Origin of the sequence: Corynebacterium sp. EPI-003-04-2554_SCH2473622 (assembly GCF_001665955.1) — a bacterium.
GTDB classification, from domain to species: Bacteria; Actinomycetota; Actinomycetes; order Mycobacteriales; family Mycobacteriaceae; genus Corynebacterium; species Corynebacterium pseudodiphtheriticum.
Genome location: NZ_LZMN01000038.1, coordinates 1 through 15764, shown reverse-complemented (window position 1 = coordinate 15764; position 15764 = coordinate 1). Strand labels below are relative to the sequence as shown.

The 15764-nt window shown below is 56.7% G+C and carries 14 protein-coding genes; 4 read left to right on the top strand and 10 right to left on the bottom strand.

The genetic code is table 11. The annotated features are described in order from the left end of the window. The 3 genes from nrfD to fdnG form a co-directional block, all read right to left on the bottom strand. Positions 1 to 1010 (bottom strand): NrfD/PsrC family molybdoenzyme membrane anchor subunit (gene nrfD / locus A5774_RS03640; RefSeq protein WP_064833397.1); only part of this gene is annotated, 1010 nt, incomplete at its 3' end. Continuing rightward, positions 1007 to 2134, bottom strand: coding sequence for a 4Fe-4S dicluster domain-containing protein (locus A5774_RS03635; RefSeq protein WP_064833395.1), 1128 nt, complete (start codon positions 2132 to 2134; stop codon positions 1007 to 1009). The genes nrfD and A5774_RS03635, both read right to left, overlap by 4 nt. A 6-nt stretch (positions 2135 to 2140) precedes the next feature. After that, positions 2141 to 5440 carry a formate dehydrogenase-N subunit alpha gene (fdnG, locus tag A5774_RS03630; RefSeq protein WP_231892332.1) on the bottom strand — a complete coding sequence of 1100 codons (3300 nt, stop codon included), beginning with the start codon at positions 5438 to 5440 and terminating at the stop codon, positions 2141 to 2143. A gap of 305 nt (positions 5441 to 5745) precedes the next feature. Between fdnG and A5774_RS03620 the strand changes: the two genes are divergently transcribed. The 4 genes from A5774_RS03620 to A5774_RS03605 all read left to right on the top strand — a co-directional run bounded on the left by A5774_RS03620 (position 5746) and on the right by A5774_RS03605 (position 9588). Beyond that, the gene (locus A5774_RS03620; RefSeq protein ID WP_064833391.1) at positions 5746 to 7272 is read left to right on the top strand and encodes a dicarboxylate/amino acid:cation symporter; all 1527 of its coding nucleotides are present in this window, start codon (positions 5746 to 5748) and stop codon (positions 7270 to 7272) included. A 305-nt stretch (positions 7273 to 7577) separates the two neighbouring features. Continuing rightward, positions 7578 to 8258 carry a Panacea domain-containing protein gene (locus A5774_RS03615; protein ID WP_082936085.1) on the top strand — a complete coding sequence of 227 codons (681 nt, stop codon included), beginning with the start codon at positions 7578 to 7580 and terminating at the stop codon, positions 8256 to 8258. 21 nt (positions 8259 to 8279) lie between these two features. Beyond that, the gene (locus A5774_RS03610; protein WP_064833389.1) at positions 8280 to 8747 is read left to right on the top strand and encodes a type II toxin-antitoxin system death-on-curing family toxin; all 468 of its coding nucleotides are present in this window, start codon (positions 8280 to 8282) and stop codon (positions 8745 to 8747) included. A 64-nt stretch (positions 8748 to 8811) separates the two neighbouring features. Continuing rightward, on the top strand, positions 8812 to 9588 hold the full coding sequence (locus A5774_RS03605; protein WP_064833387.1) for a DUF542 domain-containing protein: 777 nt from the start codon (positions 8812 to 8814) through the stop codon (positions 9586 to 9588). Between the two features lie 112 nt (positions 9589 to 9700). Here A5774_RS03605 and A5774_RS03600 read toward each other — a convergent pair whose 3' ends face one another. The 7 genes from A5774_RS03600 to A5774_RS03570 all read right to left on the bottom strand — a co-directional run bounded on the left by A5774_RS03600 (position 9701) and on the right by A5774_RS03570 (position 15309). After that, a complete protein-coding gene (locus tag A5774_RS03600) occupies positions 9701 to 10387 on the bottom strand; it encodes a lysoplasmalogenase (protein ID WP_064833384.1) in 687 nt (228 codons plus the stop codon). A gap of 27 nt (positions 10388 to 10414) precedes the next feature. Then, the gene (locus A5774_RS03595; RefSeq protein WP_082936084.1) at positions 10415 to 11041 is read right to left on the bottom strand and encodes a bifunctional 2-polyprenyl-6-hydroxyphenol methylase/3-demethylubiquinol 3-O-methyltransferase UbiG; all 627 of its coding nucleotides are present in this window, start codon (positions 11039 to 11041) and stop codon (positions 10415 to 10417) included. Positions 11042 to 11143: 102 nt separating this feature from the next. After that, on the bottom strand, positions 11144 to 11602 hold the full coding sequence (gene cynS / locus A5774_RS03590) for a cyanase (protein ID WP_021353147.1): 459 nt from the start codon (positions 11600 to 11602) through the stop codon (positions 11144 to 11146). 44 nt (positions 11603 to 11646) lie between these two features. Further along, positions 11647 to 12405, bottom strand: coding sequence for an ABC transporter ATP-binding protein (locus tag A5774_RS03585; RefSeq protein WP_021353148.1), 759 nt, complete (start codon positions 12403 to 12405; stop codon positions 11647 to 11649). Continuing rightward, a complete protein-coding gene (locus tag A5774_RS03580; RefSeq protein ID WP_021353149.1) occupies positions 12402 to 13367 on the bottom strand; it encodes an iron chelate uptake ABC transporter family permease subunit in 966 nt (321 codons plus the stop codon). Before A5774_RS03580 ends, A5774_RS03585 begins: the two co-directional genes overlap by 4 nt. Beyond that, entirely contained in the window at positions 13357 to 14298 is a 942-nt protein-coding gene (locus tag A5774_RS03575; RefSeq protein WP_021353150.1) for an ABC transporter permease, read from the bottom strand. Before A5774_RS03575 ends, A5774_RS03580 begins: the two co-directional genes overlap by 11 nt. A gap of 9 nt (positions 14299 to 14307) precedes the next feature. Then, positions 14308 to 15309 carry a siderophore ABC transporter substrate-binding protein gene (locus A5774_RS03570; protein ID WP_064833382.1) on the bottom strand — a complete coding sequence of 334 codons (1002 nt, stop codon included), beginning with the start codon at positions 15307 to 15309 and terminating at the stop codon, positions 14308 to 14310. Between the last annotated feature and the right edge of the window lie 455 nt (positions 15310 to 15764).

The following is a 15764-nucleotide window of genomic DNA, read 5'->3' as shown; positions in this document are numbered from 1 at the left end:
CCGGCGTCCAACACCCCGAAGCGCGTGCAGGCAGAACCAGCCAACAACGACAGGCCCGAAAGCACCGAGACCGCGCGGGATTTCGTCACCGCCGACACCGCAGCACCCACACCACCAGCGGCGATGAGGTATTCCGAAGCCTTCATGAGCTTGCCGGACTTGCCGTGGTGCAAGGCCTCGCGCGGTTCCGGTTCCATGCCGTTTTCCAGCACCTTTGTGGCCACCAGATCACTCACAGCCGCCCCCATCGCTAACGCTCGGGCTGGGCCTGCACTATCCACTGGCGTAGTGACCATCGCACAACCCGACGCCGCCGCCGAAGCCGAGGACACAAACACATACGGCAGGTGGTTTTTCATGTCGTTCCACACCGGGTTCGAGGTATTCGACAACAACACCGCCGTATAACCAGCCAGCGGGCCGCCCAAAACACCCGTGGCCGCACCAGCTGGCCCGGCGAGTTTCCGCAGCGCAGTGCGCGCGAATTTCGGCAACGGCAGACCACGACGACCAGCCAGCTTATCAATTTCCACCAGCGCCGGGATCGCCGAAGCACTGGCGAAGCTCATCAAAATCCACGAGCCCACAGACATCGGCGAGGTCACCTTGAACACGCGGAACATATTCAACGCGCGTTCCGGCCGGCCCAAGTCCAGAATCAAAAACACGGAACCGAGCGAAGCAGCAGATAGCGTCGTCAAGCGAGTTGTGCGCAGCAAGGGCTTGTTGCCGGTGGCCTGCGCGCCCGCAGCCAACATGCCGGAGCCACCACTGACACCGCCGAGGAACAAATAAACGCCAATTGGCCACTCCCACGGCGGAGCCTTGACGACGGGCTTGCCGTAGTAGGAAGAAAACTCGAAGTCTTCTGCCATCCGCTCTTCTTTGGAACCATCCTGTGCACCCGCACCTGGCCGCTTGCGCTTCTTCTTCGGCTTTGTGCCATCGAACTTGCGGTAGCGGTTCGGTCGTGCTCCCTGCGGCGGGCGGTATTCGTCGAAGTTGCTCACTTCCGACCTCCCATAACAAACGCACCAGCCACGGCCAATGCCATGCCACCGATGGCCTTCACGGCGGTTTTATACATCTGCGGCAAATCCGCCGTCGGCACGCGCGGGTCTGGCGGCAAACCATAGACCTCGGGCGAATCCAACAGCAAGAAAATCGAGCCCGTGCCACCCACGCCATCGTCACTATTCGCGCCGTACAGACGGGCCTCGGTCAGCCCCTGTTCATGCAGCACGCGCACGCGCTGTTTCGCCGCGGCCAGCATGTCCTCGTAGGTGCCGAACTGAATAGAATCCGTCGGGCAGGTCTTCGAACACGCTGGTTGCTCGCCGACTTTCAGCCGGTCATAGCACATAGTGCATTTCTGGGCGACGCCAATATTTTTAATCGGCATGGACTTACCCGGGGTGTGGTCAATTTTGTTCGGGCCCTGCAGCCCACGCTGCTTCAACTTCGCCAGCACATTCACCCCGGCGTGCGAATTATCCTGGTAGTCCACGGTGGCGGTTTTGTCTTGCTTGAGCGTGACTCCGCCGTCGTCACGACGCTCAATAACACCAAACGGGCACCCAGCTACACACGTGCCGCAGCCATTGCACACATCATCTTGCACGACGACGGTGCCGAACTCCGTGCGAAACAGCGCGCCCGTCGGGCACACGTCCAGGCAGCCGGCGTTGGTGCAGTGCTTGCATACGTCCGAGGACATCAACCAGCGGAAAGAATCCGTATCCGGCGGGGTGGTGTTGGTGGTCTCTGTTGCGGCGCCAGCGGGGCTACCGGTTTCCGAGCCCGCGCTCGAGCCAGTCGGGCCAGCGTTCCCGTCCTGGCCACCGATCGTCGGCATGCCCAACGAAATCAGTTTTTTGCCCTCTGCGCGGGACTGCTCAATGCGGTCGTTGTTCTGCTCCACAAACGCCACGTGCCGCCAGGTATTCGCTCCCAGCGCGCCGGTGTTGTCATAGGAATCACCCGTAACCTCGTAGCCTTCCACGGGGTTGCGGTTCCACTCTTTGCAGGCAACCTCACAGGCCTTGCAGCCAATACACACCGAGGTATCGGTGAAAAATGCCATGCGCTGATAGTCGTCATAACCATGCGAGGAGGCGTTTTCGGTCAGAAGCATAGTCCTTTACTTCCCTTCTTCGCTCTCATCGGGGTTGTGCTGGTCAGCGCGATTCTCCGGCCCATACTCAGACTTGCCGACGGCATCCAGACGTTGCTGCCGCGAAGCTGCATCAGAAACACTGCCGTCTTCGCCAGTGAGCAACTCGTTGCCGCTTTCCACAGTCAGCTGCGCACGCTGCTGGTATTCCAGCAGCAAATCCCGGCGCGCCTGCCCGCGGGGGCGTCGGCCCGGTTGGATATCGCAAGCACCGATCTTTGAGTTCTGAATGAACACGTTCGGCTCCAGCGTCAGGCCCAGCAAGTCATTGGCGCCGTCGCCAGCAACTTCCGTGGTGTCGGATTCGCCGTAGTGGAACGGCAAACCAATCTGGTGAAATTCCTCGCCGTTGATCTGCAGCATCTGCATGCGATCGGTGACCAGCACCTGTGCTTCGATCACGCCACGTGGCGAGATGATCGTCGCCCACTCGCCATTTTCTAGCCCGCGCTTAGCAGCCAGGTCCTTATCCACTTCACAGAACAAGCCCGGTTGTAGCTCCGCGAGGTACGGCAAGCGACGCGTCATGGCACCCGAGGTATACATCTCCGTCAACCGGTAAGTAGAAAAGACGAACGGGAATACCTCGGAGCCTGGCTTGCCCGGTTCCGGACGCGAGAGGTTATCTGCACGCTTGATTGGCATACGTGTCGGCGATTGCTGCTGGGTATACAGGATATTCCCCACCGGCGATTCGTGCGGTTCGTAGTGCGTCGGCAAGGGCCCATCCGACAGACCACTAGGCGCGAACAACCAGCCGCGGCCGTCGGACTGCATGATGAAGGCATCGGTGCCATCCAGCGCATCCGGGCCCACGGCGTCGGCAGGCGCCTTGTAGTCCGGGGCTTTGTCCACCGGGAAATCTGGCACGTCGTCGCCAACCCACTTGCCAGCGTCCTTGTCCCACCACACGTACTTCTTGCGCTCTGACCAGGGGGTTCCGTCCGGTCGCGCCGAGGCACGGTTGTACAAGATGCGGCGGTTCGACGGCCAGACCCAGCCCCAATCCAACGCGACCTCGTTTTGCTCGCGGCCCGGGACCTTCTTCTGCGAATGGTTGATGCCGTCTTTATACACGCCGGTATAAATCCAGCAGCCGCCAGAGGTGGTGCCATCGGCTTTCATCTCCACGAAGCTCGGCAGCAACTCGCCCTTGTTCGGCCCATCCAGGTAGTAGCCGTTGATCTCTTTGAGCACGTCCTCTGGGTTCGGCTCACCCTCCTCGGTTTCCACGTAATCCCAGGTCATCTTCTGCACTGGCAGGTCCCGCGGGTCCGTCGAATCCGCCAAGCGCTGTTTGATCTTCTTGCCCAGCTGGTAGAAGAACCACAAATCGCTCTTGGCATCACCCGGCGAAGGCGCGGCTTTAAACCGCCACTGCAACATGCGCTGGGTTTGCGTGAACGTACCGGCCTTTTCCGCGTGCGTGGCGGCCGGGAACAAGAAGACCTCGGTGCCGATCTCCTCGGTTTTCAGCTCACCAGTTTTGATCTCTGGCGCATCCTTCCAGAACGACGCCGTCTCAATCTCCTGAAAATCGCGCACGACCAGCCACTTCAGCGCAGCCAAACCACGGCGTTGCATACCACCGTTGGATTGCGCCACCGCAGGGTTCTGCCCAAAGACTAAGTAGCCTTCCACAGCACCTTCCAGCATTGCCTCCAGCGTCTGATACGTAGAGTGCGCACCGGAAATCCGCGGCATCAGGTCATAGCCCCAGTTATTCTCGGCCGTTGCCGCATCGCCCCAGTAGGACTTCATCAGCGAGACGGCATAGCTCTCGCCAAGCTGCCAGAAGCCCTTCTGCGACTCCTCCCGAATCTCGTCACAGTATTCCTGCCAGCTTTGCTTGTCGACGCTCGGCATCGGCAAGTAGCCCGGCAGTGAATGGAACAGCGTCGGGATGTCCGTCGAACCCTGGATCGAGGCATGCCCACGCAAGGCCATGATGCCCGCACCCGGGCGGCCCACGTTACCCATCAGCAGCTGCAAAATAGCAGCGGTGCGGATGAACTGCGCGCCCAGCGTGTGTTGGGTAAAGCCCAGCGCATAAGCGAAACACGTAGTGCGATCCGTCTTAGAGTTATCCGCGATCGAATTAGCCAGGTAGTAGAAATCTTCCTGCGAGATGCCGCAGGTTTCTTCCACCAGCTCCGGGGTGTAGCGCGCGAAGTGGCGTTTCAGAATCTGGAACACACTGCGCGGATGCTGCAGGGTGTCATCGCGTTCCACGTTCCAGGACGAACCGTCGTCTTTCTGCTCGTACTGCCACGTATCAGTGAGGTATTTCCCGGTTTCTGGGTCGAAACCAGAAAACAGTCCGTCGAGATCCTCCGTATCCTGGTAGCCTTCCGAGACCAACATCGGCGCATTGGTATATGCCACCACGTAATCGTGGAAGTACAAGTCATTGTCCAGCATGTACTTGATCAATGCACCCAAGAGCACAACGTCAGTGCCGCCGCGAATACCAATGTGGCGGTTCGCAAAAGCCGAGGTGCGCGTGTAGCGCGGGTCGACGTGGATGATGCGAGCGCCCCGCTTTTTCGCTTCTACTACCCACTGGAAACCCACCGGGTGGCATTCCGCCATGTTCGAACCCTCGATGACAATGCAGTCAGCGTTCGCCATATCCTGCAGCGGTTGCGTAGCACCGCCGCGGCCAAAGGAAGTTCCTAAACTAGGAACTGTGGCAGAGTGTCATATGCGCGCCTGGTTTTCTACCTGGATCGCGCCAGTAGCGGTAAACAGCTTTTTAATCAGGTAATTTTCTTCATTATCCAGCGTCGCACCGCCCAGCCCGGCGATGCCCATGGTGCGGTTGAGTCGGCGACCTTCGTCGTCGGTATCCTGCCAGCCATTACGGCGGGCTTCCAGGTAACGATCCGCGATCATGTCCATCGCGGTATCTTCATCCAATTCCTGCCATTCGGTGGAATAGGGTGCACGGTATTTGATCTTGGTTAACCGCGATGCAGAGTTAATCAGCTGCTCAGAAGCCGAACCCTTCGGGCACAACCGGCCACGGGAAATCGGCGAATCTGGGTCGCCTTCCACCTGGATAACACGATCGTCTTTCACGTAGATGCGCTGTGAGCACCCCACCGCGCAATACGGGCAGACGGACTGCACGACGCGGTCCGCCTCCTCAATGCGGCCACGCTTGTCTTTGCTCTTTTGCGACTGCGTGTTGACGCCCCTACCAAAAGGGTCTCCGCCGCGAATCTGGCGCACAACAGGCCAGTTGAGGGGGCTAAAACGAGACATGCACTCAATGTATTCTGCACAAGTCCAAAAATCCAGCAAGGCAAGCCTTGGCATCACAGAATCAAATCCACCCGCAAACCCCTCCCGCACACCACACCCCAGATCCATTGTGTGCACCATCACAGCAGGTCACGCGGGCTTCTGCGTTTCCATAAGAATATATTTTCGCGTCGTGTTGCGCCCCGAAAACTAGGGGGAGTACAGTCAAGGGAACATTCTTGAACAGAATGGTTCACCAAGAATAGACCGATCTGTTCATAATGAACGAAATTTAGCCCTACAAACTCACGCGATAAGGAACACTTATGGCACACAAAACCTCCGCGCAGGCGTCGACAAGCACGCCCGAGCACGCAGAAAGCAAGCACAAGCTCCCCAGCTGGGCCACCGGCTTCGGCGCACAAGTCATCGCCGGTTTGATCATCGGCGTGATCTTAGGATTAGTCGCCTCCAACATGGACACCGACCCGGAGAACCCGGGCTGGCTGACCAGCATTCTTAGCAACGTCGGCAGCGCCTATGTGCAGTTGCTGAAAGTCATGGTGCCGCCGCTGATCTTCGCTGCAGTGGTCACCTCTGTGGCGAACCTACGCAAGGTCACCAACGCCGCGTCCCTGGCGTTTTCCACGCTGCTCTGGTTCGCGATCACCGCGTTTTTCTCCGTTATCGTCGGCATCGTCGTCGCTCTGGCACTGAAGCCGGGCGTCGGCACCAGCGTCGATGCTTCCCAGGCGCAAGACCCATCCAGCATGGGTTCGTGGACGGCCTTCTTCGAACAACTGCTGCCGCAGAACTTCTTCGGACTGAATGCGTCGGTCAGCGACGGCGAAGTTTCGCTAAGCTTCGGTGCCCTGCAGCTGCTAGTAATTTCCCTGGCCATTGGTATCGCCGCGGTGAAAGCCGGTAAGGCCGCGGATCCATTTTTGCGGTTTACCGAATCCTTCTTGAAGGTCATCCAGGTAGTGCTGTGGTGGATCATCCGCCTGGCACCAATCGGCACCGCTGCGTTAATTGGTAAAGCCGTAGCCACCTACGGCTGGGACGCAATGGGCTCACTAGGCAAATTCGTGCTCGCAGTCTACATCGGCCTGGCCTTAGTCTTCCTGGTGGTCTACCCGGCCGTCATGAAGGCACACAATATCCCGGTCTTTGGTTTTTACAAGCGCATCTGGCCAGTTATTTCCCTGGGCTTTGTCACCCGTTCCTCGATGGGCGTCATGCCAGCAACGCAACGCTTCAGCGAACGCGCCATAGGTGTTCCCCGCGAGTACGCTTCCTTCGCCATCCCGCTGGGTGCAACCACCAAGATGGACGGCTGCGCTTCGGTCTACCCTGCCGTCGCCGCGATCTTCGTTGCCCAGTTCTACGGCATTGACCTGGACTTCACCCAGTACCTGCTGATCATCTTCGTTTCCGTTATTGGTTCCGCAGCCACCGCAGGCACCACCGGCGCCACCGTCATGCTGACGCTAACCTTGTCGACGCTAGGCCTACCACTGGCTGGTGTGGGCTTACTGCTAGCCGTCGAACCCATCGTCGACATGGGCCGTACCGCGCTGAACGTCACCGGTCAGATCCTGGCTGCGACGGTCGTCGCCAAGCGCGCCGGCATCCAAGACATGGATGTATGGGATGCTGCCGAAAGCGGTGTCAACGACCTGCTGAATGACGATGCTCAGGATGACGACTCGCTGGATGACGCCGCCTCCAACCCTGGATCCAACTCGGAGCCCGACTCTGACGCAAACTTCGAATCAGGCGCACATTCACACACCAATTCGACACCCAGCACGCAATCCAGATCACATTCGGTGAGCGTTTCTAGCAGGTAGCGAAGAGCTCGGTCCACCAGACCCAAAACATTTCACGACCATTCCCCGCCACTGCTTTTCCGCAGTTGGTGGGGATTTTTTAAAGAAACACTACTTATTTTCCGTATTCTATCGGTCGAATTTTCCGCAACTTACGCTACTTATTTTACCTGTTCTACGCTACTTATTTTCCGTATTGTTTTGTGATGATTATTAGATGACGACGAAGAATTAAACGAATGAATTTTCGATATTAAGCACATTCCAGCACTCCCATTCTGGATCTTTGCTAGCGTTTGACCTAAGTACCTAAGTAATGGTTAGTAATGGTTTCGCAACGCCCACGCCGAAACGACACGCAAGGGCACAAACAAACAACCCTAGAAGGTCCAGAAGACGCGGAAGCCGCAGTAACGGCAGACAAGGAGGCGACGATGGCGACAATCCTCGATGTAGGTCAATACATCACCGAACTGCTTCCTGGCGTCGACAAGATGAAGCTGTACAAGCTGTGCTATTTCTCCCAAGGCTGGCATTTGGCATGGACTGGCAAGCCCTTGTTTGCCGATGAATTCGAAGGCTGGCGCCACGGCCCTGTCTCCCCACAGCTGCGCCACCACACCGAGGCAGCAGCCAAGGGTTACACGGTAGCTGAGGTTCCGGGCGGGGAATCGGCGCGCCTTTCTGCATACGAAGCTGCCGTCGTCGCACGCACCGTGGAATTTTACGGTAAACAGAAATCCACCGACCTGTCAGAGTTGAGCCATGGCGCAGCGTGGCAGGCGACTCGTTCCGGGTTAGCACCAGATAACCCAGGAACAAACGTGCTTAGTCTGGCGAATATTCGCGACGAATTCAGCGAGCTGTTACATGCTCAGACCTCACGCCCCTCTGCTCCCGCAATAAACCAGATATCCCCGGATACAACTACTGACGACATGATCTCTCAGGCTATTGCACTAGAAAAAGAATGGGACCCGGTGTTTGATTTACTCGCTACCCGCTAGTCTGTGCAGCAGAAAATCGATATGACCGATTGCCGTGACCAATCAGCAGAGGAAGCGCTCGCTGAAAAACTGGTGGAGGTAGCTTGCGCGCTCAATAAACGTTGCGGGATGCGAGCATCTCACAGTCGTGATGGCCTCCAAGAATACTCAGGTTTTTCGGTCCACCTCGAAGGCCTTCGGTCCGCAATTTATGCCCCCTTGCAGATATTCTTCGGCCAAGCTGCTTACGACTCACCATTTGAGCGCGCGGCCGCATTAATCGTGAATATCGCACAAGGACACCACTTTGGTGACGGCAACAAGCGCACAGCCTTGCATCTTGGATTGTTTTATCTATCGATGCTCGGAATCAAAATTGACCGTCCGAGCGACGAAGCAGCCGCCGCCTGGATGCAAGAACTCGTCACCTCGAGAATTCCCAGAGAAACCACAATTATCAACGCCGGCCGGAAACTACGGCAGTGGTCAGACCCGACAGCAACCACGTAGCCACAGGCGCTAGCCGCATAAAATCACAGCGACGACCCGGGGCCACCAGAGTAAAATTGAAACCATGAACACGCTGGAATTTCGCCCCGAGACCACCCTGCGCGAGATCGTCAATACCGACTATGGCTACTCGCAGATTTTCGAAAAATTCCGCATCGATTTCTGCTGCAACGGCCACCGCACCCTGCAGCAAGCAGCCCAAGATGCAGAAATCCCCGTCGAGCACCTCATCAGCACGCTGCAGGATGCCCAGTTACCAACCAACCAGCAGGCTCATGCCGACGCCAGCCCTGCCGATCCAGCCACAGCAGCAGGCGTCGACAAGCACAGCGATGAGGCTACACAGCATTCCAACAATCGGGTGCTGTCTGCACAAGCACACGACATCGTCGACATCCACCACTCCTACTGCTGGCTCGAAATGCCGGAATTGCAGGAGCTCGTGCATAAAGTCGCTCGCGTGCACGGTGATGCACACCCGGAACTGGCAAAAGTAAAAGAATTCTTCGACACCGTCGTCGAGGAAATGTCCGAGCACCTCAGCCGCGAAGAACGCTTCGTCTTCCCCGCAATTTCCGCCATGGAACGCACCGGCACCGCAGCCACCAACCTGGACCACGAACTACGCGCACTTATGTCCGAACATGACGCCGCCGGCACGCTCATGCGCACCATCGCAGAACTCACCGACGGTTTCACCTCACCCAACGATGCCTGCCCGTCGTACCAGATGATGAATGAACGCCTGGCGAAATTCCGCAGTGACCTGCACCTACACGTGCACAAGGAGAACAACCAGCTATTCCCGCAGGCCCTGGAATACAGCAAAGCACTGGGTTAGGCTGCGGCGGAGGCTTGTGCGGGATTAACTTTCCCAGAACCTAATCCCCCAGCGGTTTTTACTACCAGCAGCTCTGAAAACCCCGGTACAGTTTCCTTATGTCAGCCGGGATTTATTGGCTCGAATCGAGGCCGTCGACAAGCAAGCGCTGGGCAAGCGTGTAAGTCGACATCACGCCAATCTCCGCGACCGCACGAGGGAAACGGCGTTGCAGGTACATCCGCCGCAGCAGAATCAGCGCATCACTGACTAAAAACAGCACGGAACCAGCGGCAAAGCGAGCGTTTTTAACCTTCGCCCCCACTAAGCCTGACGTGCCCAACACCGAGGTCATCGCAACCAAGCCCCCGTACCCGGCAGCCGCAGGCAGCACACGTGGATCATGCCGGGCCGCCTGGCTGGCCAAACCCACCAGCCCTGCGCCATGAATAGCCAGCACCCCCGGATGCACACGTGCCCCCTGCCGCCACGCACGCACCTGATAACACACATGTGCCACACCGAAAGCCAAAGCCGCGGAATTCAGACTGTTCCCAGAGGCTTTCGCATCCTCCCCCAAAGCCTTCGGGCTCTGCAAAATCACATCACCGCAGGTAGACCCCGCCACAGCGCCCAGCAAAAGCACATTGTCCATTGCTTGCCGACGCCTCCAGCCGCGCACCACGGTACCCGCCAGCGATACCCCGATTAGCGGTTTAAACACCCGCAACAACCGGTGCCGCTCGGTAGCCGCGGCAGCGGTGGCAATCGTCGAGCTAGCAGCAAACAGGAGCCGTTCAGGTTGGGAAAATACTCGCATGCTCTGCAGTGTATCCTGCTTCACGTTTTAGCTCCGTCGCGCGCGCAACACCAGATCGCGGTGATGGTGCGCCCCGCCGCCACGTTCGAGGTTCTTTTCAAACACGTAGTCGTCGACAAGTTCCAGCTCCGTCAGCTGTTCTTTCAGGCGCGCTGGCATCAGGTACTTCTCGGATTCCATATCGTGGTGCACAAAAATCAACCAGCCACCCGGCGCGACCAACGATTCCAGTTTGGGCACATCGTCGTCGCTAAGCTGCCCGAAAAAGCAGATGACCAAATCAAACATGGCTCGTTCAAAATCCTGGAAGCTCACCGCTCGTGCGTCGATCTGCACGCCGTTTTCGGCCGCCAATTCCTGAGCGCGGCGCACGGCGGTCGGGGCATGATCAATGGCCGTGACCTGCCAACCCTGCTGCGCCAACCACACGGCATCCGCGCCTTCGCCGCAGCCGATATCCAACGCGGTGCACGGGCTCGCAACATCCAGCCCCATGCCTGCAACCGCGTTCAGCAGCGCCGCATTCGGATCCCCAGACCACACGCGCTCATTGCTGGCATAACGATCCTCCATCGCGGCAGCCGACGGCGCGTGGTGCGCAGAATTGTGGTGGCCGGGAACGTTACTATCAGAATGTGTGCTGTCAGTGTGCATTGTGGAGTTCTTTCGCACGGGTACCTCTAGGAAAATTTTACCGATGCGCCAGGACCGCGGGCGGGCTTGCTAAAGACTCCAGCCCGCAGCAGAAACTAACACCTACTGCTTATCCGACTGTACCCAGTCATACGGCAGGTACTTGCCGTCGATGGTGATGTGTACGCGGTCGCCACCAGGGTGTTCCACGCGCTTGAAATCAAGGCTGCAATTGATCGCGCTCATAATTCCGTCGCCGAATTCATCATGAATCAACGCCTTCAAGGCCGGGCCGTAGACGTCGATGAGTTCATGGAAACGATAAATGGTCGGGTCCGTGGCGATTTCACGCTCCGGAACGCGGGTTGGCTGCCTGCGCAAAGCCTTGACCAGCTCGTCGTCAAGCTCGAGTTCTTTGCGTAAAAACTCCGCAACCTCTTCTGGCACTGGGTGCATACCCAACACAGCAGAAACTAGCCAGACATTCGGGCACTCGGCGCGCTCGGCGAGCTCTGACCAGCTCAAGCCCTTTTCTTGGCGCAATTCATCAATAATGATGCCTGCATCTTGCTTGGATAACATATGTGCTCCTCACAGCTGGTTTTACTCGTGAACCTGCCTCAAGTTTAGCGGAAATAGATAGCCACCGGGTTCTGGTTAAACAGTTCGATTTGCATATCCATGTCGTAAATAGAGCGCATGACTTCTTTATTCATAATCTCACCCGGCGATCCCGCATGCACAAGTTGACCATGCTTCAGCGCAATAATGTGATCCGAATACGCCGCCGCGAAATTAATGTCATGGATCACCACCACGATGGTTTTCCCCTGCTCATCGCACGCTTTACGCAGCATTTTCATCATGGACACTGCGTAACGCATATCCAAGTTATTCAGCGGCTCATCCAGCAGAATATAGTCAGTATCCTGCGCTAACACCATGGCGACGAAAGCCCGTTGTCGCTGTCCACCGGATAACTCATCCAACGCATGATCGGCCATGTGCTCCAGGCCCATCTGTTCAATGGCGTCATCAACGTATTTTTTATCGTCTGCGGTCAGTCGACCTTGCGTGTGAGGGAAACGCCCGAATTCCACCAGCTCGCGTACCGTCAGGCGTACCACCAGGTGGTTTTCCTGCCGCAGGATCGACATAGTGCGTGCCAGCTCTGGGCCTGGAGTGGTGGATACATCCAGATCATCAATTAGCACCGCACCTTCGGTAATTGGTTCCAGGCGAGCGATCATCTGCAGCAAGGTGGACTTACCCGCACCATTCGGCCCAATTACCGAGGTGAATTTACCACGCGGGATCGTGGTGGAAATATTATCGACGACGGTGTGCTCGTCGTAGCGTTTGGTGACGTCTTCGATGCGGATCATTTGTTGATTCCACCTTTCCGGAGCAACAAGTACAAGAAGGCCAGGCCACCGAAGAGTTCGATGATAATCGACAGCGCAGTATTAAACGCAAAGACTTGGCCCAAGATAAACTGGCCGGCTAGTAACGCGGTGATACCAATCAGCACAGCGCCAGGAAGTGTCCACGCATGGCGATCAGTACGCATCAGCTGGTACGACAAGTGCGCGACCAGCAAACCAAAGAACAGTACCGGGCCGACGAGCGCCGTTGAACTAGACACCAGCACCGCGATCAACACCAAAGTGATAATGACTTCGCGTCGGTAATTGATTCCCAGGTTGAGCGAAATATCTCGGCCCAGCAACAGCGTGTCGTAAATGCGGCGTTTGCGCCACATCACAGCCGCGCAACCAATGGTGAGCGCGGTGGTCACCCACAACAAATTCTTGTCGACGTAGCTAAAATTCGCGAAAAATCTATCTTGCAGCGCAGCATGCAAACCCGGATCAATCAGCCGCTGCAGCAGCGAGGACACGCTACGGAAAAAGACTCCGAAGACAATGCCCACTAGTAACAATAGATCCAAGCTGGTACGACCGCCGCGGAACATCAGTGCATACAGCAGGATGGCAAAGCCAACCATGATGCCAACTTCCACCGCGAATAGCCCCCGTGCTTCCCACGGCGAAAGCGCGCTGAGCCCAAAGAAATACACCAACGCGGTTTGCAGCAGGATATAAAGGGCATCAAAGCCCATCAGTGACGGGGTTAAAATTCGGTTGGCGGTAATAGTCTGAAACAACACCGTCGACAAGCCGATGGATGTAGCGACGACAATGAGCCCACCAGCGATGTAGGCGCGGCGTTCTAGGGCCCACTGCCAAGCTTTCGGCAAATCCCAAGCCAGGAACAGCCCCAAACTCACCAGCGCCAGAACGAGCAGGATAGACAACGTCAGTGTTCGTTTGTGGTTAGCGTGCATGCTGATGCCTCCGGAGCAGAATGACCAAGAAGATCGCACCGCCAACCACGCCGACGACCGTACCCACCGGAATTTCAAATGGATAGCGCAGCAGGCGTCCGGCTAGATCACAGACCAAAGTAAAACCGGCGCCAAGGATCATCACCCATGGCAGGGAGCGTCGCGCATTATCCCCGAAATACAGTGAGACTATGTTGGGCACCACCAAACCCAAAAATGGCAAAGAACCAATTACCGTAACAACGATCGCCGCGGTAATCGCCACAATAACCAGCCCGAGGGTTTCTGTGCGTTTGAAGTTAATGCCAGCGTTAATGGCGTAGCTTTTACCCAGCCCCAACAAGGTGAACCGATCGGCGACGAAATAAGAGATCACCAGCATCACCGCGACCAACATCAGCAGCTCCCAGCGTCCGACGATTGTGCCGGCGAAAGAGCCTAATTGCCAGGCATTAAGAGACTGAATGAGATCCACGTCCAGGGCAATAAACGTCGAGATCGCACCGATAACGGTACCGATCATGATGCCGACCAACGGCACGATGAAGCCCTTGCGGTGGCGCAGGCGACCGATTGTGAAAATGAACAACGCTGTACCGGCGATAGCAGCCACACAAGCGACCGCCATTTTGACAAAAATAGGCGAGGCTGGCGCAAAGATAGTGATCAACAGCAAACCAAGCGCGGCTGATTCTGTGGTGCCGACAGTCGATGGTTCCACAAAGCGGTTTTGTGTCAGCAGTTGCATCAGCAAACCAGCCATCGCTAGCGCAGACCCAGCCAGCAGGACTGCGGCTGTGCGAGGCAAGCGTGATTGGCGTAGTAGCTCCCAGTCAAAGTCAGCGGCGCCAATCATGATACTAGCCCCTGACAAGGCAATGAGAATGCCTATGGCCAGGGGCATAGCCCACCAACGGTGCAAAAGTTTCATCAGGAAATACTAGAGCGCTGCTTCGACTTCGTCGATCATGGCGTCAACGTTGTTGATGCCACCGCCCATCAAGTACCACAGTTCAGGCGACAGGTAGACGATATTGTCGTTCTCTGCTGCCTTGGTGCCCTGAACCAGTGGGTTATCCAGGGTTGCCTCGGCGGTAGCTTCATCAGAACCACGGGCTGCGTCACGGTCAATGACGAAGATGTAGTCCGGGTCAGCGTCCGCAATGTATTCGAAGGAGACGACCTCACCGTAGCGACCATCCATCTTTACTTCTGCAGCTTCTTTGAAGCCGAATGCATTGTGAATCGCGCCGAAACGGGAACCCGGAGCGAAAGCGTGGGTCTCGCCACCGTTCGTCATCAGGATCAGAGCGTTCAGGTCTTCAGCCTCAACTTTCTCCTTCAGTTCGTCGGCACGCTTCTGGATAGCCTCGATCTTTTCGTCCGCTTCTTTCTGCACGTCCTCACCGAAAAGACCAGCCAAGTTATGGGCGGTCTCCAGGTTCAGGTCCAAGCTGCCCTCGGTGTAGTCGGTGGAGTAGTCCAAAGCAGGAGCAATCTTGCCCAACTCTTCCACCAGGGATGGTTCGCGAGCAGTACGCGCACCCATCAGAATGACATCTGGCTCAGCAGAAGCAATAGCCTCCAAGTCCGGCTCGCTCATTCCGCCGGCCTCTGCAGTATCAGCATATTCTTCTGCAAACGCTGGTGGATTGTTGTTGGTAGGAGTGAGCACGACAGAATCGCCCTTGCCCAGAGAATCAATCACGTCCAGGACGGAATAGTCCAAGACAACAATTTTTTCTGGCATGGCGTCCAGCTCTACCTCACCGTTGTTATCGGTGACGGTAAATTTGCCTTCTGCAGAAGCAGCAGAGTCAGCACTCGTATTGGACTCACCAGCAGTGTTTGTCTCATCAGCGCTGCTGCACCCTGCCACTACCAATCCGGCGGCACAGACAGTCGCAATAGTTTTCACTAATTTCGCGGTCGTCTTAGTCATTAATCGGTCTCCTCCTGAACTCTCACTGTGAGTTCCGGCAAATTATCATAATGTCATCACAGGTTCCTTAGATTAACCTGACATAAAGCAAATTATCGTAGCCTTGCGAGATAGTCAACAGAACATAAATAAATAACCCGCGCTAAAACCCGCACTTCTATTGCGGATTATCGTCGCAACAGTTAAACGAAAATTCGAAATTACCACCCCTGAAGAGAGGCAGACGAAAACCCGGATTATCACCACGCTATAGTGATAATCCGGGTTTTTCTGTGTGCGCCCGGAGGTGTCTGATTCCATGACATCGTTCCGCTCTGTCTCACGACATCCTTCCGCCCCTCAAGGCTCTGATGTGCCACAACATCGTTCCGCTGTTCTCACACAACCACCCCAACAGGGACAATGAGGACACACGCACCACCTTAGGATGTAGCGAGACATACTTCCGCCCAAAA